The 20,710-nt window shown below is 35.1% G+C and carries 26 protein-coding genes; 18 read left to right on the forward strand and 8 right to left on the reverse strand.

What is annotated here, in order from left to right:
* Positions 1 to 3 precede the first annotated feature (3 nt).
* From G6R40_RS03235 to G6R40_RS03310, 16 genes are all read left to right on the forward strand, one after another.
* Positions 4 to 762 (forward strand): hypothetical protein, encoded by a 759-nt coding sequence (locus G6R40_RS03235; protein WP_165131471.1) that lies wholly within the window; start codon positions 4 to 6, stop codon positions 760 to 762.
* 25 nt (positions 763 to 787) lie between these two features.
* A complete protein-coding gene (locus G6R40_RS03240; RefSeq protein ID WP_165131474.1) occupies positions 788 to 1,201 on the forward strand; it encodes a hypothetical protein in 414 nt (137 codons plus the stop codon).
* Positions 1,202 to 1,508: 307 nt separating this feature from the next.
* Positions 1,509 to 2,306, forward strand: coding sequence for a hypothetical protein (locus G6R40_RS03245; RefSeq protein ID WP_165131477.1), 798 nt, complete (start codon positions 1,509 to 1,511; stop codon positions 2,304 to 2,306).
* Positions 2,303 to 2,581 (forward strand): hypothetical protein, encoded by a 279-nt coding sequence (locus tag G6R40_RS03250; RefSeq protein WP_165131480.1) that lies wholly within the window; start codon positions 2,303 to 2,305, stop codon positions 2,579 to 2,581. The genes G6R40_RS03245 and G6R40_RS03250 overlap by 4 nt, the downstream gene beginning before the upstream one ends.
* A 5-nt stretch (positions 2,582 to 2,586) precedes the next feature.
* Positions 2,587 to 2,943 carry a hypothetical protein gene (locus tag G6R40_RS03255; protein WP_165131483.1) on the forward strand — a complete coding sequence of 119 codons (357 nt, stop codon included), beginning with the start codon at positions 2,587 to 2,589 and terminating at the stop codon, positions 2,941 to 2,943.
* 16 nt (positions 2,944 to 2,959) lie between these two features.
* Positions 2,960 to 3,484 (forward strand): hypothetical protein, encoded by a 525-nt coding sequence (locus tag G6R40_RS03260; protein ID WP_165131486.1) that lies wholly within the window; start codon positions 2,960 to 2,962, stop codon positions 3,482 to 3,484.
* Positions 3,485 to 3,585: 101 nt separating this feature from the next.
* Complete coding sequence (locus tag G6R40_RS03265; protein ID WP_165131489.1) at positions 3,586 to 4,026, forward strand: hypothetical protein; 441 nt, start codon at positions 3,586 to 3,588, stop codon at positions 4,024 to 4,026.
* 19 nt (positions 4,027 to 4,045) lie between these two features.
* Positions 4,046 to 4,336: a hypothetical protein gene (locus G6R40_RS03270; protein WP_165131492.1), complete on the forward strand. Its 291-nt coding sequence runs from the start codon at positions 4,046 to 4,048 to the stop codon at positions 4,334 to 4,336.
* 33 nt (positions 4,337 to 4,369) lie between these two features.
* The gene (locus G6R40_RS03275; protein WP_165131495.1) at positions 4,370 to 5,476 is read left to right on the forward strand and encodes a hypothetical protein; all 1,107 of its coding nucleotides are present in this window, start codon (positions 4,370 to 4,372) and stop codon (positions 5,474 to 5,476) included.
* A gap of 14 nt (positions 5,477 to 5,490) precedes the next feature.
* Positions 5,491 to 5,994 carry a hypothetical protein gene (locus tag G6R40_RS03280; protein ID WP_165131498.1) on the forward strand — a complete coding sequence of 168 codons (504 nt, stop codon included), beginning with the start codon at positions 5,491 to 5,493 and terminating at the stop codon, positions 5,992 to 5,994.
* Positions 5,995 to 5,998: 4 nt separating this feature from the next.
* Positions 5,999 to 6,448 (forward strand): hypothetical protein, encoded by a 450-nt coding sequence (locus G6R40_RS03285; RefSeq protein ID WP_165131501.1) that lies wholly within the window; start codon positions 5,999 to 6,001, stop codon positions 6,446 to 6,448.
* Between the two features lie 67 nt (positions 6,449 to 6,515).
* Positions 6,516 to 6,893 (forward strand): hypothetical protein, encoded by a 378-nt coding sequence (locus tag G6R40_RS03290; RefSeq protein WP_165131504.1) that lies wholly within the window; start codon positions 6,516 to 6,518, stop codon positions 6,891 to 6,893.
* Positions 6,890 to 8,293: a hypothetical protein gene (locus G6R40_RS03295; RefSeq protein WP_165131507.1), complete on the forward strand. Its 1,404-nt coding sequence runs from the start codon at positions 6,890 to 6,892 to the stop codon at positions 8,291 to 8,293. The genes G6R40_RS03290 and G6R40_RS03295 overlap by 4 nt, the downstream gene beginning before the upstream one ends.
* Before the next feature lie 19 nt (positions 8,294 to 8,312).
* Positions 8,313 to 8,852 carry a hypothetical protein gene (locus G6R40_RS03300; protein WP_165131510.1) on the forward strand — a complete coding sequence of 180 codons (540 nt, stop codon included), beginning with the start codon at positions 8,313 to 8,315 and terminating at the stop codon, positions 8,850 to 8,852.
* Positions 8,853 to 8,855: 3 nt separating this feature from the next.
* Entirely contained in the window at positions 8,856 to 9,701 is an 846-nt protein-coding gene (locus G6R40_RS03305) for a hypothetical protein (protein WP_165131513.1), read from the forward strand.
* A gap of 47 nt (positions 9,702 to 9,748) precedes the next feature.
* The gene (locus tag G6R40_RS03310) at positions 9,749 to 10,750 is read left to right on the forward strand and encodes a hypothetical protein (protein ID WP_165131516.1); all 1,002 of its coding nucleotides are present in this window, start codon (positions 9,749 to 9,751) and stop codon (positions 10,748 to 10,750) included.
* A 177-nt stretch (positions 10,751 to 10,927) separates the two neighbouring features.
* On the opposite strand, the gene G6R40_RS03315 is transcribed toward G6R40_RS03310, so the two are convergent.
* The 5 genes from G6R40_RS03315 to G6R40_RS03335 form a co-directional block, all read right to left on the reverse strand.
* Positions 10,928 to 11,569 (reverse strand): hypothetical protein, encoded by a 642-nt coding sequence (locus G6R40_RS03315; RefSeq protein WP_165131519.1) that lies wholly within the window; start codon positions 11,567 to 11,569, stop codon positions 10,928 to 10,930.
* Between the two features lie 232 nt (positions 11,570 to 11,801).
* The gene (locus tag G6R40_RS03320; protein ID WP_165131522.1) at positions 11,802 to 12,041 is read right to left on the reverse strand and encodes a hypothetical protein; all 240 of its coding nucleotides are present in this window, start codon (positions 12,039 to 12,041) and stop codon (positions 11,802 to 11,804) included.
* A gap of 2 nt (positions 12,042 to 12,043) precedes the next feature.
* The gene (locus G6R40_RS03325) at positions 12,044 to 12,370 is read right to left on the reverse strand and encodes a cupin domain-containing protein (protein ID WP_165131525.1); all 327 of its coding nucleotides are present in this window, start codon (positions 12,368 to 12,370) and stop codon (positions 12,044 to 12,046) included.
* 22 nt (positions 12,371 to 12,392) lie between these two features.
* Complete coding sequence (locus tag G6R40_RS03330; protein ID WP_165131528.1) at positions 12,393 to 12,953, reverse strand: cytochrome b/b6 domain-containing protein; 561 nt, start codon at positions 12,951 to 12,953, stop codon at positions 12,393 to 12,395.
* An 11-nt stretch (positions 12,954 to 12,964) separates the two neighbouring features.
* Positions 12,965 to 13,414 carry a hypothetical protein gene (locus tag G6R40_RS03335; protein WP_165131531.1) on the reverse strand — a complete coding sequence of 150 codons (450 nt, stop codon included), beginning with the start codon at positions 13,412 to 13,414 and terminating at the stop codon, positions 12,965 to 12,967.
* An 831-nt stretch (positions 13,415 to 14,245) separates the two neighbouring features.
* On the opposite strand from G6R40_RS03335, the gene G6R40_RS03340 reads away from it, so the two are divergent.
* Together G6R40_RS03340 and G6R40_RS03345 are read left to right on the forward strand one after the other, a co-directional pair.
* A complete protein-coding gene (locus G6R40_RS03340; protein ID WP_165131534.1) occupies positions 14,246 to 15,424 on the forward strand; it encodes an acyl-CoA dehydrogenase family protein in 1,179 nt (392 codons plus the stop codon).
* 340 nt (positions 15,425 to 15,764) lie between these two features.
* Positions 15,765 to 16,847, forward strand: coding sequence for a T9SS type A sorting domain-containing protein (locus G6R40_RS03345; RefSeq protein ID WP_165131537.1), 1,083 nt, complete (start codon positions 15,765 to 15,767; stop codon positions 16,845 to 16,847).
* A gap of 35 nt (positions 16,848 to 16,882) precedes the next feature.
* Here the strand turns inward: G6R40_RS03345 and G6R40_RS03350 are convergent, their stop codons facing one another.
* Genes G6R40_RS03350 through rsmG form a run of 3 tightly spaced genes read right to left on the reverse strand, consistent with a single transcriptional unit; the run spans position 16,883 to position 20,685 of the window.
* Positions 16,883 to 19,576, reverse strand: a complete 2,694-nt coding sequence (locus tag G6R40_RS03350) for a PD-(D/E)XK nuclease family protein (protein WP_165131540.1) — start codon at positions 19,574 to 19,576, stop codon at positions 16,883 to 16,885.
* A gap of 53 nt (positions 19,577 to 19,629) precedes the next feature.
* Positions 19,630 to 20,040: a hypothetical protein gene (locus G6R40_RS03355; protein WP_165131543.1), complete on the reverse strand. Its 411-nt coding sequence runs from the start codon at positions 20,038 to 20,040 to the stop codon at positions 19,630 to 19,632.
* Positions 20,041 to 20,052: 12 nt separating this feature from the next.
* Positions 20,053 to 20,685, reverse strand: a complete 633-nt coding sequence (gene rsmG / locus G6R40_RS03360) for a 16S rRNA (guanine(527)-N(7))-methyltransferase RsmG (RefSeq protein WP_165131546.1) — start codon at positions 20,683 to 20,685, stop codon at positions 20,053 to 20,055.
* Positions 20,686 to 20,710 lie beyond the last annotated feature (25 nt).

The raw sequence follows: 20,710 nt of genomic DNA on the forward strand, positions 1-20,710 counted from the left end.
TGAATGAAAAAACAAATACTATTTACGTTCTGTTTTCTAATTTTATGCCAATCTGGTTTTGCGCAAAAAAAGGACACCCGAGATTTTTATTCCGAAATAAAAAAGCTGGATGTCACTGAATTTATTTTGGTATCCAATACATCCATTGGCTTTCTGGGAGCGGATTATCAGCGGTTTTATATTCATTTCACTTCGGTGCAAAAAGATGGAAAGAATCCGTATCAATATCTGGTAAAAGGAAAAACCAAAATAAAAGAGAACATCTGCACCTTTAGCGGAACCATTACCCTAAAAAAAGCCGTCACTTTTAAGGTGGATCAAGACGATGAAATACCGCAGGATGTACGCGCTGGAAAATTTACCGCTTCCGTAGTCCTTCAGGAAGATAAAAGCCAGTATGGTTCGGGAGAAATAACAGGAATACTCACCAAAGGGTTTGTTCTAAAAGCCGGTAAGCTGATGGATGATAATGTGCTGTACTATGGCGATATGCCTTATGAAGGAAATTACTTTGAAGGGAATTGGACAAGTTATTCCAGTGGAAAATCCAAACGATGTATGTGGTACAATGGCGGTGGATGGACAGCGCAACAGGATTTATTCCGTTTGGGCGATGACGGTGATGTGTACATCAATCTTCAATACCTCAAAAACGGTTGGGAAAATTATGTTGCAGCTTATCATCCGGCTCAATTAGAAATTGAAGAGGAAAAACAAATTCACAACGCTCAATTGAAAGAACAGGAAAAATGGTGGCAATGAAAATTCATTTTTAAAACAAAATACTATGAACATCAAAATCAGAAACGGAATTGAAGTGCAGGCTACAGGCGGGTTAATCGTAGAACAAGCCTGGTTGCAATACGCATCGGGACCATTGGTGCGGGATGGCAATATAATTAATCTCGGCGAAAAAATTAATCTTCATCTCATTATCCTCGGATGGAAAGGGATGAACGATCAAATCAGCATCGGTGCATCCGAAAAGATTGTCACCGATGAAGGACAATATTTTCTGAATGAAGCCGATTTGTTTGCCCGGTATGATACCTTGCCATTGGAAGCGGTGCAAAAAATATCACTTTCCGCTGTTATTGAGAATATAGATCGTTTAGTTGACTTTTTTCGGGTGGATTTTAGGATATACAGCAAAACATTTCCCGAACAGGAGATCAACGGCTACTATCTTTTTCATATTTAAATACACTAAAACGGGTATAATAAAAAAACATAATCCTAAAAATCTACTTTTTCACAAATCAAAATAGTTCGTATTTAAACATTATGGAAAAATCCTTTATACCCTTATAATTCTGGGGTTTTCATAACAAAACAAGCTGTATTCTGCATTCCAAAAGCTGGAAAATTTGTCGGTATTTTATAAGCTGAAAAAATCATTCGGTACTTATTAGAGAGGGAATCATGTAATGAGCAGACTCCCATGATTATGGGATTGTCGGACTTTATTATTCCATCTAATTTAGCTGAAACATTTTAAACATCATAGTATGAAATTCACAAATTTAGAAAACAAATTTTTCAGAGCACTTCTATTGCTCCTTGCAATAGGACTGCTTTTCATTTCTTGTCGTAAAGACGATTCTGAACCCTTCTCGCCGTATGCCGATGAAGATGTGTATGTAGCAGGCGGAATGCAGGAAACGTATTATACCAGAGCAGTATATTGGAAAAACGATGTTCCTGTTGTTTTACTTGATGGGCCCCGTGCTTCGATAGCCTATGATATTTTCGTGGATAATACAGATGTTCATGCAGTTGGTAGCTTCAAAGACGAAACCTATCAGGACAAGCCAGCATTATGGAAAAACACTACACTTTTCCCGCTTTCAACCAACAATACCATAGGCGAAGCAAAAGCAGTATACGTTAGTGAAAATATACATTATATCGTTGGATACGAGCAACATGGCGCTTACAAAAAAGCAAAATTATGGATGGGTGGTTTTTCTTTAACATTGAAGCCCAATGATAACGCCGATTCGGAATTTAACTCAGTGTATGTTGACCATCATAAAGTTTACATTGCCGGATATGAATACGAGGGAAGTATAAAAAAAGCAAAATACTGGATTTATCAACCCGGTGGTTTTTCGCCTAGCCCCACACCCTTATCCGATGCCCAAAGCTTTACTCTTGCCCAAAGCAGTTACGGCTTTTGTGATGCTAGATCTATTACTGTTAAATCAGACAAAATATATGTTGCCGGAACGGATGGAGACAAGAGCACTATATGGATTGATGGACAACCTACTGTTATTTACACTGGCATAGGTCCGTATTTGTGAAAGGATCAACTGTATATGCAGCCGGAACAAGCGGTGACTGGGATCATATAAAATCTTGGTACTGGAATGGTAATATGAATGAACTTTCGGCCGGAAATGCGGAATATAATAATGCGATGGATATTACAGTAGGAAAATCAAATATTTATATACCGGGATATGTAAGTGATAAGCAAGAAGACTGGGCTGTAATATGGGTAAACGGTGTGGTGAAATCACTTGCTCCGAATAAGGAAAGATCTTGGGCTCATAGTGTTTTTGTCGTGGAAAAATAGAAAAAATGAACACACAAATCACACTTTCAGAAGTTTTGGCAACGCCGAAAAAAGATACCACAGGCTGGGTACGGACAAGGGCGTTTATCGATTTTTACAGCAATCCGATAGAAGTGATGGATAACGGAGAATTGTCGGGCTATTTAATAGATATTCTCGTGAAGTTGGATGATGTATCAAATCCGGAAAAGACCTTAAGTATGAAAAATACAGGTTTCCTTATCAAACAATATTATTTTCCGAAAACTCATCTGCATTCTTTCGGCAGATATACCGGATTAATAATACTTTATAACGAGAAAAATCTTCGAGAAGTAATACCCGACCCCGAAAATGAAACCTGGCATTATGAAGTGAAATAATAATTATAAAATAAAAATGATGAACAAACCAAAAATATACCGTTTAGATATTTTCTTCTGGATACTGTTATTGGTTTTCGGAAGCTGTTGGTATTTATTGGAAAATAAGCTGAAATGGCAAACTTTCTTTTTACTTACGTTGGGTATTTATTTGTTTTTGTCCTTCATTATCAGAGCTATTGTTTTGCAAAGCATCAAAGAAAACCAACAAGTTTCTCAACTTTCAGACATTCAACAAAAGCAAATAAAAACAGACACCCATACCTGGCAGAGTGCCCACGCTGTTATCATTAATATGAATCCGCTCGGTAAAGTAATGGATAACGGAAAAGAAGTCGGTCGTTTGTATGCCTTTCAGGTACAAGTAGACAGCATAAATGGCGGCACATTTCGCACTTTAATCAAAAACAAAATCATTCCTGCAAATCATTTGAATTCTTTTGGTCGAAAGACAGAAGTACAGGTTTTGTACAATCCCGAAAATAAATACAAAGACATCACTTTTGACAACGATGACTGGCATTATGAAGTGAAAAAATAAAAACTATGGATAAAAAGAAACTTACAAAAAGGATGAAAACGCATTCCTTTTTTATACTGTCCATTTTGCTCTGCTGATATTTTTATCACAGCACTGGGAAAATGGTTTTTAGCCTATTGGCAGTAAGTTTTGCCATCATTTATGTCATGTTTTATTTGATGGGATTGTTATTCCGCGGCAGTGCATTGACAGGAGCCGCTTCCAAAGAAATTTCTATGGAAGAAGCCAAAAAGAAAATAAGACAGCATAACATTTCGGACTGGACAAAAACGAAAGGAATCATTACACGCTTTATTCCCGAAAGTAAAATCGTAGAAAACGGTGAGGTGACGGCACAGCTTTTTTCATTCTATATCCAAACAGAGCGGGATGCGAATGTATTAAGAACTGATAAAGCTTTTATTAGCGGACATATCATTCCTATTTCGCACATCGGTTCATTCAGCATCAATACCCCGGTAGCTGTTTGGGTCAATAAAACAGGAGCTTGGGCCGTATTTGATCCAGAGTACGAAGACTGGCATTATGAAATAATAAATTAAAATTTAAAACCGAAATAACATGAACGAAACAGAAAACCAAAATACAGATGCACGTATCACAGCACTCGAAAACGAAGTAAAACGCCTAACGATGTTGGTGGATAGAATTTACAGTTATACACACTTAGGCATTCATAAACCTTCCTTGGATAACCCGGAAGTTCTATCTGGCGCTAATCCCATCGATGTGGATGCAAAACTGCAGGAACTCATTCGCAACAGAGATATCATTAGTGCGGCAAAACAGTATGTGCAAATAACAGGTGTTGGACTGTTGGAGGCAAAAGCTGCTGTAAAAAATATGATATGATTTAATACAAATAAAGTTCAAAACACGAATCGTATGAACATTAGAAAAAAATTTTACATCATTTTAATTGGAGGGTTTGCCTTGACTTTTGCACTCACTTTTTTCGCTCGCAAATTCATGAGCAATTCCATTTCGAATTTTACTTCTGGGAAAATGGACGGGATAGGAAGTATGATGGGAGTGAGCAATGCACCGGTTTTCAAGTCGGGGATTTTCAGCGATAACGGTAATTATTTCGCTTACACCTATCAACCCGAAGTAGAAAAACCAGATGTGGATGGAAATGTAACGATGCGCGGTTTTGCTTATCCCGCTTATTTCCGCGTGATGGAAACCGCTACGGGAAAAATTGTGGGCAAACCTTATGAAGCCGATAAACACGACCAAATGTATGTGGTGTGGACAGAGGACAATTGGGTTTGGCTGATGAAATCGGTTTCTAATAAAGGAAATCAAATTGCTTTGTATGATTTGAAAGCCCAAAAATTTCACTTTGATTTCGGTGAGCTGGAAAAGCTGAACGCGAATGTAGATTGGAAAAGTACTTATTCTTTTTATATCAACAATACCCAAGCAAAAGGCTTGATTTTAGAAGCCAATGACAAACGTTATTACCGCATCGACCCCAACTCAGGAAAAGCGGAAACTGTGCAGGGAAAATTTGAAAGGGTGAATTATAATTTTGCCAAAAACTTTCAGGTTTCCGATAGAAATTCGGACAGACAATACAGCAAAGAACAAATCAACGGCAGCCGACAAAGCATTACCGCCAACAACGGAAAAACCGTTTCTCAGGATGATTTTATTGAGGTAAAATATCTTACGCTGACCCAAAACAAAAAATCCGCAAGTTATGCAGATGCGCCCATTACGTATTTCAAAAACAATTTCTTCGTGCTCTCACCGCTTACCTCCGACAAAGAAAAGGATATGGAATTGGCAATGCTGGATAAAACCACATTAAAAACCATTTGGAAAATAAAGCTCCCGCAAAAAGAGTTGAAAACCTTTACTCCAAATTATGAAATGGAGCGCTTTTTTATCAAAGGCGACCAACTCTTCGTCAGCAACAACGATTATTTGATGACAATCAACCTCGAAAACGGAAAAATTGTGAAACAGGAAAATTTGTTTGATTAACCCTAAAAAACAAAATGATGGAAAACAATAATTTCTCAAAAAAGTTCACCAATACGTCCTTGCTAATGGGCTTGGGAATTGGAGCTGTTGCGCTGGGTTCTATATATTTCACCATGAAAGAAACGGGGATTGGCGATACCATTAACCAAATTTTTGGAGGAAGTTTCTGGTTTATCGTCATCGGCTTCGTCATTTTCATCATTCTGCTGATTTATATTTTGCAACGCTGGATTCTGGGCAGCTTAAAACCCGCAGATATTCCGAATGGCTTGCCTGCAACGGCTACCGTAATCAAAAGCTACCAAGCAGGAATGTCGATGCGTGCGGGAGCCAATCAGTTTTATTCGATTGTCATTGAAGTGAATGTTACCAATCCGCAAGGTGAAACCTGGCCGACAAAAATAGAACAGATGCTTCCCATTACACAGGTCGGAATTTTTCAGCCCGGAGTGCAGTTTGCCGTAAAATATGATCCGAACAACAAAAGCAAAGTGGTCATTGATCAAACTAAACATTGAAATAATGAAAAAAACAATTTTAACACTGCTGATTTTAATAGCATTAAGCTTTTTCGTTTTAGCCTATTTTAATATGCTAAAAGGCATTTACATTTTTTGTGCGATCATGGTTTTCATACCGTTGATTATTTTTCTCTTCCTGCGTCGCATAGGAAAAAACGCCAGCAATAAAGGTGTACCTGCTGTTGCAACTATTTTAAAATGTGATGTTGCAAATTTTACAATGTCAAGCGGTATGGCAAGCAAAAGCTTTGTGTTGAAAATGGAGGTAAGCGTTACCAATGAAAAAGGCGAAACCTGGCAAACAAAAATGGTGGAACACATTCCTAACTTTCAGGCAGCCGCATTTCAACCCGGATTAAAATTCAAAGTGATGTATGATGAAAACAATCGGAATAAGGTAAAAGCTTTCCGAAGTATTATCGACAGCAATACGATAGAAATCGTTGTTTGAACAAAGGCTTACAAATAAATAAATGATGAAGTGAAATACTAAAAACGATGAATAAAAACCAATCGCTATGAACATAAAATCAAAGACACAAAAAATAATAAAGGCATTAGTCTTGGTGTTTGCGCTCGCGCTGTTCGGCTCTTGCGAGGTGGATAAAGACATTAAGGATGGCATTCCCGCCGTTGCTCAGATCAAACAATTGCGACAAGGAAACAAGAAAATCACTTACGGCTTAACCGAATATTATCAAGTAATTATCGATGCCGATATCGTAACCAAAGACGGAAAAACCTGGCCCGTTACTTTCAAAGAAATGGCGCAGATGATAGACATTCCCAAAATCCAACCCGGACAAAATGTTGCGGTAAAATACGACCCAAAAGACAGTACCAATATCTGTTTTGACCGAAGTCCAGAAAGAGCTAAAGAATTATTAAATCAATGAGAACAACTTTATTTATACTTCAATTATTGTGTTTGGGCATCGTTACCTCCAATGCTCAAATCAGCGAAAAGCAACTGCAACCTTTTATTCCCAAAGGATACACGCTTGCCAACACTTCGGGTGATGGTTTGAAAAAACAATCCGGTGATATTTTATTGGAATTGATTTCCGATGAATTCAATGATTTTGAAACATTGATTCTATTGCACAACGAAAAAGGAAAACTCACCCAAATTGCCGAAAACAGCGGTTTGATGATGAGCAAAGAGCTATACGGTGTTTCGGGAGGGAATTATCCCTCACTTTCGGGAACGGTTTTGTCCATTGATTATTCCATTGGTAGCTCAAGTTCATTGTCCGATATTTCCATCACATTTGAAAAGACAAAAGATGGATACTACCTGTTTAAACAATATACTTCCATCACTAAAAATCACGGTGTAGAAGACTTAAAAGCACGACAGAAAATCACAGCGGCACAAACCGGAAAAATCAATTTTTCAGACGCCACAGAAGAATTAATTCTGAAAAAAGCGGGCATTCATTCCGTGGAAAACAATGAAATATTCTTTGATAAAGACCAACCGCAATTTGGAAAATACATTCCCGATGGCTTTCAATTGGCCGCTTTTGCCGAAGGCGATTTGAATGCAGACGAATGGAAAAAAGATGCGGTACTGCTATCTTTCAACGAAAACCAATGCAACATTCAGTTGTTGCTTCAGCAAAAAAATGGCACCTACAATACCGCCCAAACCAACAATAAGCTGATGGCTGTAGATGAATCCTTCAATCCCAACAACCTGCAACTGGTCGTTAAAAACGGCTATTTTACCATCGAACAAAAAGTGCCGGTGGGCGATAATCATTTCGACCAACGCTACATCACGTTCAAATACGATGTGGCGCAGAAAAACTGGTGGTTGCACCGTTTTGATGTGGAACATTATTCAGTTTTCGATACCAAACCGTCCAAAGACGTTACGCATTTGACCACGAAAGAATTTGGGAAAATTAGTTTTACAGAAATTCAAAATCTGCCCGGCGTTTATCAGTTTGAACCTCAAACATCCGTCATCAGCGGAACGCTTACTAAAAAGATGTTTTACGGACGCCCGAACTATGGCAAAACGCCCGAAAAAGATGAAAAAGTTTGGGTGTATATTTTAAAACCTGATTATCCTTTCAATGTGTACGGTGATACAGATCCGCAAGATCCCGAAACGGCGGATAAAACGGTTGTCAACATCACAGAAATTCAGGTGTACAGTTCCGATAAAAAAATGGTTTTTAAAGTTTGGGAGAACAAAAAAATAAAATTGCAAGGTATATTTCAATCCGCGCGAACAGGGAATCTATTTACCAAAGTGATATTTGAAGTGAAAAAAAATTTAAAATAAACTTTTTAAAAATAAAACAATGAAAACAAAAAACATCTTTTCAAAAGCTGCACTATTCTTGGGGATTTGCAGCCTTGCAGCCTGTAATTTCAGTACAAAAACAAATAATGATAAAGTAGATAACATGGAAACAGTAAGCAATAGCGAACAGAAAATTCGCAACGGAATTCAATGGGAAGAAACCGGTGGTGTAAAAGTGGAAAGCGCCTTTCTGATGCTGGAAAGCGGCGAGATAATTTCCGATGAAAATACCGTAAAACCTGATGAACGCTTTAAATTGGTTTTAAAAATATCGGGTTGGAAAGCAGAAAACGGGAAAGTACAAATTGGAGCGATTGAGCAGGTTCATGACGCCAACCGTCCGGTTCCTTTGGAAGGAGCCGATCTTTTTGGTGGAAACGATGCACTTCCTGAAGAAACTGCAAAAGTTATTTCACTGAAGATGGGCATTCCGGCGGCTTCGGCCATTTATGAAGTGTATCAAACCGATTTTAAAGTGTGGAACAAAAACGCCGATCAGTATATCACGGGCAGTTATCGTTTTAAAGTTAAAAATTAGAAAATGAAGATACCTAATTATTTAGTCAAGATTTCGTTGTGCATTTGCATTTTGGGTCTTCTTTCTTGTCAAAATGAAACAAATAAAACCGCAGAAAATAGCGAAAAACAAGCCGGTTCAAATGATACATTGGCAATTGTTCAAACAGAGGAAACCGCATTTCCGTTTCCTCTAAATGTAGACATCCTTTTGCCCACACAATACAGAAAGGAAAGCCACGGCTATCCGAAAGGTGTAAAAGAAAAAGATTGGTACGAAATATACAAAGATGTAAATACAGGAAAATGGCACATCGGAAAAGCGGAATTGAAAATCACTTATGGACGTGACGAATGCGTGGGCGAAGAAGTCATGATTATTAAATCCCAACACGAAGATGCGGCCTTATTCTTCACGCCGTTTGAAGGTTTATCTGAAAATCCGGTTACGGTTTTGGAAGATAAAATGCTGTTTCCCGAGCATACTGTTTCGTTTAATTTCAATGGAAAAAAATATCTTTTATCACCGATGGGTTCTTGTCTGGATGAAAAAGGACAGATAATGACCAGTGCTGAATTAAAATCGAAAACCAACGAAGAACTGGACAATAACACCAAAATTTCGGGTTATCGATTGTCTTTTGGAACGGATGAAAATTCAATGGAACTCGCCACTATCGAAAACATGGAATATGCTACACCCCGACTGGTTTGGGCAGGTGATTTAAACAATGATGGTTTGCCTGATTTGATTCTCAATTTGCCTGATTTCTATGAAAGTCAGCATCTTTTCTTTTTTCTTTCCGATAAAAACGACCCAGAAAAATCCTTGAAAAAAGTAGCCGATTTATTGGTAGTAAACGATTGTTAAAAGGATAAATTACAAAATCTAAATTTTTATTAAAAACAAAAAATCAAATGAAAAAGTATCATTTTTTAGCCGTATTAATTTTTGGAATTTTGGGATGGATGACGAGCTGCGGACAATCTTCGTCTAAAACAGAAAACCTTGAACCCCAAAAGGCAGAAACCGAAGTTGTAGCCAATGATAGCGTCGCTATTTCCCAAGCTTTTGAACAATTGAAAACCGATAAAACCTTCTTGAAAGACCTCGGTTTGGAAACTGAAAAACATTTCGCCTGGAATAATCTGCATCGACTGTTTCGGGGCGATTTGGATGGGGATGAAATAGAGGATGTCTTGCTTGCTTTTTCAATAGAGGGAAGAGGTCGCGGAAACAATTTCGATGCGCATTTTGCAGCATTTTTAAACAAAAATAAAGAGTGGAAATACGGCGGACAATTGGATGCGAACATTTTTGCAGAAGATCGTTTTTTGGAAATCGATAAAATTGAAAACGGTATTATCAAAGGAAATTGGGTGGGCAATAAAAATGAAAGTTTAACTCCTTTTCAAGCAGAATATCTTTTAAAAAACGGAAAGTTCATCAATACTTTTACGGCATTGCACAAAACAGAAAATGTAGAACGGGAATATTTGTATGTTGCTGAAATTCTTACCCCTGAAAATAGTTTAGTTCCCCTAACGGCCACCGCAAAGGAATATGAAAAGCTGTTGGGAAAAGGCAAAATTAGCACACCCAAAGAACAACCCGAATGTGGGGCTTATTTCGATGAAGGACTTACCCGCTATTTGGATTATGCTGATTTGCAATTTGAATTGAGCGACCAAAATGATGCAGCATTAGTAGAAATTCAGTTTAAAAAGGAATTCCGTATGCAAACCGATAAAGGAACAATTAACGAAAACACAACACGCGAAGATTTAAAAAATTGTTTCTATAAAAAAGAAAGTTGGATGGTATATGATGAAGAAAACGGGTTAAAAGTTTTTCCATTCCCGACGGCGCCGAATCGGATAACCAATGGCAATTTACATTTGATAAGAAGGGCAAGTTGATTAAAACGATCCTGTTTGTCCCTTGTTAAGAGAATTTTTGTTGTGAAAAATCTCCATCACATCATCGTAGGGTGGAACAAGAGGGAATATGATATTGCTGATATAACTAGAAACAGAAATCTAAAAGACGGATCTTATCTTCACTTTGCATATTTTGTCAAGCTTAGCTTTAATCTTTTATTTAACAACTTTCAAAGATTGAGCGTGTTTTTTTTCCGCATCAATTATAGTTAATATATACAAACCTTTTTCTTTTACCAGTGAATTAATAAGAATATTTTCACCAATTGTATATTGTTTTTTGTGAATAGTTTGTCCTACAGAATTGCTGATTAAAAGTATGAAATTTTTAATTTTTGAGTGAACAATAATTTTTGAATTCTCATCAATTGGATTTTTTGTAACGGCAAATTTTAGATTATTTAATTCAAAATCCGGAGTATTTAAAAGGATTGGATTATTTCTACATTCAATTGTTGAAATTGAATTATTAGAGTTCAATAATATTGAATAAATGTCAGAATTTGAATCTATGCTAACAACATTTTGTAAAAAAGCTGTTTGCGAGGAAGGGAAGGATTTTGAAACGGATATTACATCTGTATCTAATATTGATAGATTTTCAGTGGTCAGATTTGAATAGGTGGTAACATAATTTATAAAATCAGTTTTATCGAAGCCTATATTCAAATTAGAAATATGTTCCAGTTTTGCGTAATATTGATGCAAATTATTACTTTGTTGATAGCAATTTAATTGTGCAAAAGATAATTTAGTTGTCAAAAAAAGAAAAAGAAGAAAAAGTAATTTTGTTTTCATATCAGTAGTTTTTTGGTCATTTTTTTTTGAAATTATAACTAAAAAAATATTGGCGAAGTGCCAGAATCCAGAGAACCGAAAGTTCAAGCACAATCAAATCTAGCCATTATTTTTCAATGAAACTAAGTTACTCAAAAAAGTGAAATTTGAAAATAATGGAAAATAAAGAAGTGGAGTAGTTCAACTTTTCCCAGAACCCTGCATTTTGCCAATACTATTATTGGCAGTTTTTTTAATCCTCAAAATAATCTTTTAATGATTTTGAAAAGGGAGCATGAAAGTAATCAGCAATATGTGAAATTACACGAATCATAAAATCCTTAAATTCTTCTTCGTTGGGGTTTGGATTATTTACAAAATAATCTTGTTCATAAAACCAATATTTATACGCCCAATATTTTACATCAGGATCAAACGGATTTTCCTTTTCTCCCTTATAAAATCGTGTATACCAAAATTTATCGTCTTCCATTTTTACTCTTGTCGTACCATCGTCAACAGCATTTTAAAACGTTCAACAGCTTTTAGTGCATGCGGAATATTAGCTGGCATAATGATGCAATCGCCTTTTTTTAGATGATGAGGTTTTCCACCAATTGTTATTTCCGCTTCACCATCCAAAATCTGCACAATTGCGTCGAAAGGTGTTTTATGTTCCGATAAACCTTGCTCTTTGTCAAACGAAAACAAGGTTAAATTTCCACCAAGTGATTTTGTAACCTGCTTGCTAATAACACCTCCGTTAGTGTATTCTATTGAATTTTCGAGATTGAAAATTATTTCTTTTTCAAATGTTGCCATAATATAAATTTTAGTTGATGTTTTAATCGCCGCCAATCATTTTTGAAGCAATACCTTTTTTAGAAGAAAACTCCGCAATAGCTATTCCAACGAAGTGAAAAACTATAAAAATCGGGAATGCATAAACTCCCCATTTGTGTACGGTTTCTATCCCATCTTTCCATGGGGTAAAAAATTCTTTTTCAATACAGATTCCTGTAATGGCTGCAATAAAAACAAAAAAATAAAAGTACACATAAGTAAATCCTTGTAAACGCTCTTTAAACGGTTGGTTGCTTTTGAACGGATTGGGAAAACGAATACCTTTTGTGAGCATATAAAGTATTCTTGCAAGGAATGCAACAATCATCACATTTGCAAAAATTTCGTGCCATTGCCACATGGGTTCTCGAATTGTTTTAGCTATGTCCGTCATCAATTCTTTGGGGATTGCTGATGTTTTACTTGCGATGATTCCTGTAATTTCATTTTTATTCATCCAATACATGCGTAGGAATCCGGTAATGAATAAAACGGGCATTGCAAAAGCCATTAGCCAATGTAATATTCGATGAAAGATGGTGAACTTTTGTGGAGATTTCATTACTGAAAATATTAATTAAAATATTGGTGATATTGTTGATAAGAATTTTGTAATTGTAAAAGCATTTCTTTGGCTTTTGTTGCATCGGTTTCATTTTCCAAAGCTTTTACTGTTTCAAGGTGCGGATGTAGCCATTTGTGAAGTTCGTCGTGACTTTTTCCATCCATAGTACAGCTTTTTACGAGTTGTTCATTTTGTTCATTCAGTTGTTTGGCAAGCGTTTTATAATCGGTTTCATGGTTTTGAATATAAGCATTTACCAATTCTTCGCCTTTTGAAACATAAGGCTTCATTTCCTCGTTCACGATCCATTTTTCTCCATTGTTCAGTTCAACAGCGTCTGTTTTTTCATCATGATGGTGTTCTGTTTTTGTTTCCTGCTCAGGAGTTGATTTTTCAGAAGCATTATTACAGCTCCATAAAAGCATAACACCCATTCCCAATAACATTACTTTTTTCATATTTTTTAATTTTTAAATTGGTTAATATTTGCGTATTTGACAATAAACTTGATTAAAAAGAAAGATATTGACAAAAGCTTTAATTGCGATGAAATTAAGTTTTTTTCACACCTGTAATTTACGAAAAATTGAAGACAGATCGTAAAGATTAACCAATTCCGTTAACAATTTAAAATGAATCTAGTTAATAATATGAGTTGTTTTGTATTAGTTTGGAAAGGATTATTTCTTAATAATTTTTGACAAATATTTTCAAAATCGTTTTTTGCTCAAATTTTCACTTTGCAAATAGGCTAGAACCTTTCTACAAAAGCTACAACTGCAATTTAATTTTGCTAATTGCTCGAAAATAAACTTACAATATGTTATTTAATCTCAACTTCATAAATATTTATGAATAGATTACTCATAATTGTTTTTTATTAATTAAAAAAATGAATAACGTTTAATAACGAATTAAAAAATTAATCCTTTATGTAAAATACCAAGGCTGACATTGCCGAGAAAAATATTTTTTCTTATACAAGACAATCCATAGTAGTGTCAAACCAAAAGTCAGCATTATTTTTTAAAATATAATCAAATGAGAAATTATACTTAGGAAATTTTAATAATATCTAATTCAATAATATTGTAAATAATTACAATTTATTGAAAATCAATTTGTTAAATACACTATTTAACATAATATAAATTATAGGCTGTTTTGAAATAGTGAGATGTATGCCGTTTAAATTTGATTTTGAACCTCTTTAGAAATTAATTTTTGAATTTGTCAAGAAAAGCTTATTTTCGACAAACAATTTTTTATTAACCAAAACATCAAAATATATGTCTTATTATCCACTTTCAAACATTCCAGATTATTATCTGATGGATGATCTTTTAACCGAAGAACACAAACTCATTAGACAATCTGTTAGAGATTGGGTTGAAAGTTTTGTAATGCCTCAAATTGATAAAGCAGCTCAAGAACATCGCGATATTCCAAATCTAATGAAAGAATTAGGAAAAATTGGTGCCTTGGGCCCATATATTCCTGAGGAATATGGCGGCGCTGGACTCGACCAAATTTCGTATGGAATCATTATGCAAGAGCTAGAACGTGGCGATTCAGCAGTTCGTTCTGCTGCTTCGGTACAATCTTCTTTGGTCATGTTCCCTATTAACGAATTCGGTTCCGAAGAGCAAAAAAAGAAATATCTTCCAAAATTGGCAACTGGTGATATGATCGGAAGTTTCGGTCTTACAGAGCCTAATCACGGTTCAGATCCTGGTTCCATGGAAACAACGATTAAAGACAATGGCGATCATTACCTTCTTAATGGCGCCAAAATGTGGATTACCAATGCGCCGCTTTGTGATATTGCTGTGGTATGGGCAAAAAATGAAGCTGGCAAAGTACGTGGCGTAATTGTAGAACGCGGTATGGACGGTTTTACAAGCCCCGAAACGACAGACAAATGGTCGCTTCGCGCTTCCAAAACTGGAGAATTAGTTTTTGATAATGTGAAAATTCCAAAAGAAAATCTACTTCCAAATGTTGAAGGTCTTAAAGGCCCTCTATCCTGTCTTAACTCGGCAAGATATGGTATTTCTTGGGGCGTCATTGGAGCGGCAATCGATTGCTATTGCACAGCCGTACAATATGCTTTGGAGCGCAAACAATTTGGGAAACCAATTGCTTCTTATCAATTGCAGCAGAAAAAATTAGCAGAATTTTTAACAGAAATTACTAAAGCACAATTGCTTTGTTTGCAATTAGGAAAGCTTAAAAATGAGCACAAAGCTTCTCCTGCACAGATTTCTATGGCAAAAAGAAACAATGTTAAAATGGCGATTGATATTGCACGAGAATCTCGTCAAATCTTAGGCGGAATGGGAATCATGGGAGAATTCCCGATGATGCGTCACGCAGCAAATTTAGAATCTGTAATTACTTACGAAGGTACACACGACGTACATTTATTAATCACTGGTATGGATATTACGGGGATTAATGCTTTTTAAAGGAGAAAATAATTTCTAAAACATCATTAAAACTGTAGAATTTTTATTAATTCTGCAGTTTTTTTATAACTGAATTCAGTGATTTTTAAACTATTTTTTTAATATTATTTCAATTTGGTTTTTATAAATTCTATTCAATATTTAATTTTTAAAATTCTATTGAACCGCTCTAAAATTAGACAATGACAAAAATTATCATTCTATAATTTTGCATGATTTTCAGATATTTTAGGTTTAATTGATGTATTTAATAGTTTTCATTTGTAATACTTTCATTTTAAAGAGATATAAAAAAAAGTAGATTTTTATTATCTTTATAACAAACTAAAAACTATTTATCATGAAAAAATTTTATTCAGTTTTACTGATGGCGATATTGTCATTGGTAAAAGCGCAGATGACCTATACTGCCGCTAATTATGCTAATGTAAGCGACCAAGCCAATTACCATTTAGGAAACACCTCTACCAGTCTTAATTTTGCCGCAACAGGTGCTAATTTTCAATGGAATTTTGCGGCGGTTCAAAATCAATCGAGCAAGCAAATCGCTTATGCAGACCCATCTACAAGTGTTTTTAAAAATCTTTGGTGCCAATCTTTGGGTTATACATCGGATTGCGATGTAGAATTTAGTGATAATTTTAATGTCGCTCAAAAATTAATTAACAATCCAGAACCAGCAGGAACAAATAGTACTTTAGAGGATCTTTTTGCTCATTACTATAAATCTTATTCTGATTTTTCCACCAAAATGTTGGGTTTAAAAATGAATTCTTCTGGTAACGAAATTGTATTGACGCTCAATTATCAACAGCCAGATGTCATGTACAAATTCCCAATGAATTATAATGATTCCTATACAGAAGCTTTTTCTTATGATGGAGAATCTATGGAACAGAGTTTTTTATTTAAAATCAACGGAACCGGAACGCGCACCAATGTTGTCGATGGTTATGGTAATCTTGTAATTAATAATCAAACATTTTCAAATGTTTTGCGACTAAAAACAATTTCTGATCAACAAATTACAATCGTTCAAAACAGTGGAACACAACAAAGAAGTATTAAAACAATTAATTACCAATGGTTTCATCAGGATTACAAATTCCCAGTTTTGGATGTTGTTGCTATTGAACAAAATAATATAACCATCCCAATTGAGATTCGTTATTTGGAAAACTCGTCAACTCTTGCAAATTCGTCAAATGAAAAATTAGGTAAACACTTTATTTACCCCAATCCTTCCAAAGGTATTTTCAAAACCAATATTCCCGAAAATGAGATTAAAAGCATAGAAGTTTATAATCTAGCAGGACAATTGGTTTCAAAATCATTAAACTTGTCGCAGCTTAACAACGGTCAATATATTGTAAAAATTAATACTGCTAAAGAAAGTATAAGTCAAAAAATTATTAAGAACTAAACAACCTCGGCTTTTCAATTGAAAAGCCGAGGTTATTACCAACTTGTATGTTCTTTTTCCTCAAAAGGAATTTCTGGATTCAGAATTAAATTAATGAGCGAAGCTATGGAAAATTCAATTTCGGAGTCATCCAAATCGTCTGCGGTTAAAGAAGCAACGCCTTTATTAACCTCCGCGAACGACCAAATGCCAGGTTCTAAAACGTTTTTGTTATAATCTTCATCTTGTTGCAAAACATATTTATAAATGGACAATTGCAAGGCTTGTTTATAATCTTCGTTATAAAACAAAGTTTCCAATTGTTCGGTTTTATCTTTAACTTTCAGGTTCAGTTTTTTAATCTTTGCAGTTTTATAGTCAATAATTCTTACAACACCGTCCAGACGGTCTATCCTATCAATAAAACCGTTAAACATCACCGAATCTGTTTTTTCAGCATTAATAAAAAATTCAGCTTTTACATTTTTTTCAAGTTCGATAATTTCTAAAGAAGAACCGTTTTTCACCAGGTTTTCGTCATACTGCAAAATGCTTCGGATAACGCGTTCTGCTATTTGACGATGGACATAATTCATCCCGCGCTCATAAAATTCTTTTTCATGCTTTAAGGTTTTAATGGCATGCAAAATGGAAGCTTCTACTCTATCTTTTAAAACTTTAAAATCGTCCAAAGTCAAAATTTTATTTTTGAAATCTTCATATAAATATTGCACAGCAAAATGCACGAGATTACCATAATTTCTCACAGAAAGTTCTTCTTCGATTTCGTCTGTATCTTTGACTTTTAGAACATATTTTAGATAAAAATCAACAGGATTATACAAATAACTTGTAAGATGTGATGCCGACACAGATTGCTTCCATTCTTGAAGTTTTTCGAGGACAGATTCTGTTTTTTCGATTTTCATTAGTTCCTGAACAATAGGCTCGGACGCATTATCAACCACAATATGATTAATTTTATGCGCACTTTCCATTTCAATTTGAGTAATAAAGCGACTTTTTTCTCCAGTGTTAACACCCGAACTTAAAGCATTAAATAACAAATGAACATTTTTAGAATCTTGAATTAATCGGTAAAAGTGATACGCATAAATGCTGTCATTTTCTAAAAAAGTATTCAGTCCAAAATTCTTACGAACATCAAAAGGCAAATAGGTATTTTGGGTATTTCCCAGCGGTAATTTCCCTTCGTTGACAGAAAGCAAAATGAGGTTTTCGAAATTAAGAAGTCGGCTTTCCAAAAGTCCCATAACTTGCAAGCCTGCCAAAGGTTCACCTTGAAAATCTATCGATTCGGTATTCACCAATTGATTGATAAGAACCTCCAAAGTTTCCATTTTTAAAGGGATTTTGTAAGGCTCTATCTGGTTTTTTAAAACTCTAAATGATTGTTCAAAATGGCTAATATTTTCATACAAAATATCGTCATCATTAATTCTGAATTTCAGTTCAGTACAAAACTTAATGAGATCGTCTAAGAATTTAATAACATTGTTAGGCTGCTTTAATAAAGAAAAATAGCTAAGCTCACCTAAAAGCTCAATTATCATTTTGGAAGAAATGTAAACAATATTTCGGCTTTCTATGGTCGCAATAAAATCGTTGATGATTTTTTGATCTTCATCCGAATTTGGTAACTCTTGCAAAATCGGAAAAATATCTGCATAATAATAAGAACTCGCTTTTTTTTCTAATTGTTTTTGAAGATAAAATAGCTTTTTTATCGCGTTGCTAAAAGACAAATTCTTCAACGGAAATCCCATTGTAATATTGAGATTTTTTACTTGCGACATAGCATCCAGACTTGCTGGCAGAAGGTTTTCATCGAGTAAAATAACTGCTGTTTTAGAAATATCTTCAAGCGCTATATTTTCAAAAATCTTGGGTAAAACCTTAGTCTGAACAATATTCCCTGAGACTTCATAGACATTAATATTTTTAGACTTTTGGAAATCATTTTCAATCCAATTGAATACCCGCGAATCATTAAATTCTTTCCATTTTAGATGTTCTCGCAAAAATTTTCCAGCCTCTTGCCTTTCGTCCTCAATATAATAAGAATCTGCCTGAAAGTAACAAATGGCTTTGTCCCAATGCAACAGATTTTTCACCACACTTTCTTCAATAGGCGTAAAGGCGTTAAACCCACAAAATATAAACTGTGCCGGCGTATCTTTTGCGAAATCCTGGATTTTTTCTTTTGCTGCGACGTGTATCATGCCAGAAGTCGCCCAATTTTTAGCATCGAGTTCGGTTTTTAATAATGGTAAAAACGCATTCATCTTTTTCCAGAAATTGAGATTTCTACGGCGTGCATTATCTTCTTCGCCCAAGTCTTCGCCCCAATTTTTGATACGTTCTTCATCCAGCATCCATTGCAGCACTTTCTCATTATCATCGGTAAATTTCAGCATATCATCCCAATCTTTTTGCAAAGTCGGAAACCATTTTAGAAAACTTCCAAAATCCTCTGAAGCATCAATATTTTGATAAATTTTATAAGCAAACAAATGAAGCGCAATGCCTTGTAAATGCTGTTTTGCCGCCAATTCTTGGATAAGATCTTCTATGGTCGAGAATTGTGGCAACATCCCGTTGTAGGATTTTTCTTTCAGAATCCGATTGATAAAAACCAAGGGCCGTTTACCCGGCAAAACGATATTAAGCTGTGATAAATCTGAAAATTTAGACAACAAATCTTCGACAATTTTCTCAAGAAATTTCATAAAAAAAGACCTTTTTAAAAGGTCTCAATTTAGTTATTTTTTTTGTGTAAAAACTACTCCACTACAATTTGTTTTTCTAGCCAAATATTCTCTCCAGAAGCATTTTTGCCTTGCCAAAATTTGAAATAATAAGTTCCTTTTTTCTGAGGTTCAAATCTGATTAAATTAAAAGCGCGGTAAGTGCCTTCTTGACAAGTTTGGTTATTTTTGTAGGCGTAATTAACAACTGTTCTTGTAGAATCCTGAGGGATATAATCTACACCATAAAAGCCTTCGCATTCTTTATTATAAGTCGAAAACACTTTAATTGGCTGCATATTAAAAATCGTCATAGTGTCTTGATCTATAATAACGCTGTCAATTTTTCTAGCCTGTACTCCAGTAATTTCGTAAGCGTCGTTGTTACAAGATTGTAGAAAAACGAGGCCTAACACTGCAAAACTTATTTTAATAAATCCTTTCATAGTTTAAAATTACTAAAAAATATTTCCTTTAGAGATATAAACTACTTTTTTTGTTTCATAAAAATCTTCTTCGAAATAGTTTTTCAGTTGAAAAATTTCCGATTTGATGCCTGCTAACTCTTCACCCAAATCGCCGCCCTTAAGATAAAGTACGCCGTTGTGTTTTGGATTGAATTGGTCTTTCTCAAACTTGCCATGCAACCAACGCAAAAATACGGGCATCTGCGTTACAGCACGACTTACCACAAAATGAAATTTATCTTTTAGTTTTTCTGCTCGTCCGTGTATCGCGGTGACATTGGACAATCCTACACCTTCGGCAACCGCTTGTACTACGGTGATTTTTTTGCCAATGCTATCTATTAATGTAAACTGTGTTTCTGGAAACAAAATCGCTAAAGGAATTCCTGGAAAACCGCCGCCTGTACCGATATCCAAAACTTTGGATCCTGGCGCGAAAGTCATAACTTTTGCAATTCCTAAAGAGTGTAAAATGTGCTTCTCATAAAGACTTTCCATATCTTTTCGGGAGATAACATTTATCTTTTCGTTCCATTCGTTATACAAATTTTCAAGTTTTGAAAATTGCTCTTTCTGGGTTTCCGAAATATCGGGGAAATATTTTAAAATAAGTTCTAAAGACATGTTGCGAAATTAAGGAAAAACTTCG

This window comes from Chryseobacterium sp. POL2, assembly GCF_011058315.1.
Classification (GTDB): Bacteria; Bacteroidota; Bacteroidia; order Flavobacteriales; family Weeksellaceae; genus Soonwooa.

Coding starts and splice junctions, on each gene's coding strand:
- G6R40_RS03235 (WP_165131471.1), top strand. CDS start 4: ATGAAAAAACAAATACTATTTACGTTCTGTTTTCTAATTTTATGCCAA.
- G6R40_RS03240 (WP_165131474.1), top strand. CDS start 788: ATGAACATCAAAATCAGAAACGGAATTGAAGTGCAGGCTACAGGCGGG.
- G6R40_RS03245 (WP_165131477.1), top strand. CDS start 1,509: ATGAAATTCACAAATTTAGAAAACAAATTTTTCAGAGCACTTCTATTG.
- G6R40_RS03255 (WP_165131483.1), top strand. CDS start 2,587: ATGAACACACAAATCACACTTTCAGAAGTTTTGGCAACGCCGAAAAAA.
- G6R40_RS03260 (WP_165131486.1), top strand. CDS start 2,960: ATGATGAACAAACCAAAAATATACCGTTTAGATATTTTCTTCTGGATA.
- G6R40_RS03265 (WP_165131489.1), top strand. CDS start 3,586: ATGGTTTTTAGCCTATTGGCAGTAAGTTTTGCCATCATTTATGTCATG.
- G6R40_RS03270 (WP_165131492.1), top strand. CDS start 4,046: ATGAACGAAACAGAAAACCAAAATACAGATGCACGTATCACAGCACTC.
- G6R40_RS03275 (WP_165131495.1), top strand. CDS start 4,370: ATGAACATTAGAAAAAAATTTTACATCATTTTAATTGGAGGGTTTGCC.
- G6R40_RS03280 (WP_165131498.1), top strand. CDS start 5,491: ATGATGGAAAACAATAATTTCTCAAAAAAGTTCACCAATACGTCCTTG.
- G6R40_RS03285 (WP_165131501.1), top strand. CDS start 5,999: ATGAAAAAAACAATTTTAACACTGCTGATTTTAATAGCATTAAGCTTT.
- G6R40_RS03290 (WP_165131504.1), top strand. CDS start 6,516: ATGAACATAAAATCAAAGACACAAAAAATAATAAAGGCATTAGTCTTG.
- G6R40_RS03295 (WP_165131507.1), top strand. CDS start 6,890: ATGAGAACAACTTTATTTATACTTCAATTATTGTGTTTGGGCATCGTT.
- G6R40_RS03300 (WP_165131510.1), top strand. CDS start 8,313: ATGAAAACAAAAAACATCTTTTCAAAAGCTGCACTATTCTTGGGGATT.
- G6R40_RS03305 (WP_165131513.1), top strand. CDS start 8,856: ATGAAGATACCTAATTATTTAGTCAAGATTTCGTTGTGCATTTGCATT.
- G6R40_RS03310 (WP_165131516.1), top strand. CDS start 9,749: ATGAAAAAGTATCATTTTTTAGCCGTATTAATTTTTGGAATTTTGGGA.
- G6R40_RS03315 (WP_165131519.1), bottom strand. CDS start 11,569: ATGAAAACAAAATTACTTTTTCTTCTTTTTCTTTTTTTGACAACTAAA.
- G6R40_RS03320 (WP_165131522.1), bottom strand. CDS start 12,041: ATGGAAGACGATAAATTTTGGTATACACGATTTTATAAGGGAGAAAAG.
- G6R40_RS03325 (WP_165131525.1), bottom strand. CDS start 12,370: ATGGCAACATTTGAAAAAGAAATAATTTTCAATCTCGAAAATTCAATA.
- G6R40_RS03330 (WP_165131528.1), bottom strand. CDS start 12,953: ATGAAATCTCCACAAAAGTTCACCATCTTTCATCGAATATTACATTGG.
- G6R40_RS03335 (WP_165131531.1), bottom strand. CDS start 13,414: ATGAAAAAAGTAATGTTATTGGGAATGGGTGTTATGCTTTTATGGAGC.
- G6R40_RS03340 (WP_165131534.1), top strand. CDS start 14,246: ATGTCTTATTATCCACTTTCAAACATTCCAGATTATTATCTGATGGAT.
- G6R40_RS03345 (WP_165131537.1), top strand. CDS start 15,765: ATGAAAAAATTTTATTCAGTTTTACTGATGGCGATATTGTCATTGGTA.
- G6R40_RS03350 (WP_165131540.1), bottom strand. CDS start 19,576: ATGAAATTTCTTGAGAAAATTGTCGAAGATTTGTTGTCTAAATTTTCA.
- G6R40_RS03355 (WP_165131543.1), bottom strand. CDS start 20,040: ATGAAAGGATTTATTAAAATAAGTTTTGCAGTGTTAGGCCTCGTTTTT.
- rsmG (WP_165131546.1), bottom strand. CDS start 20,685: ATGTCTTTAGAACTTATTTTAAAATATTTCCCCGATATTTCGGAAACC.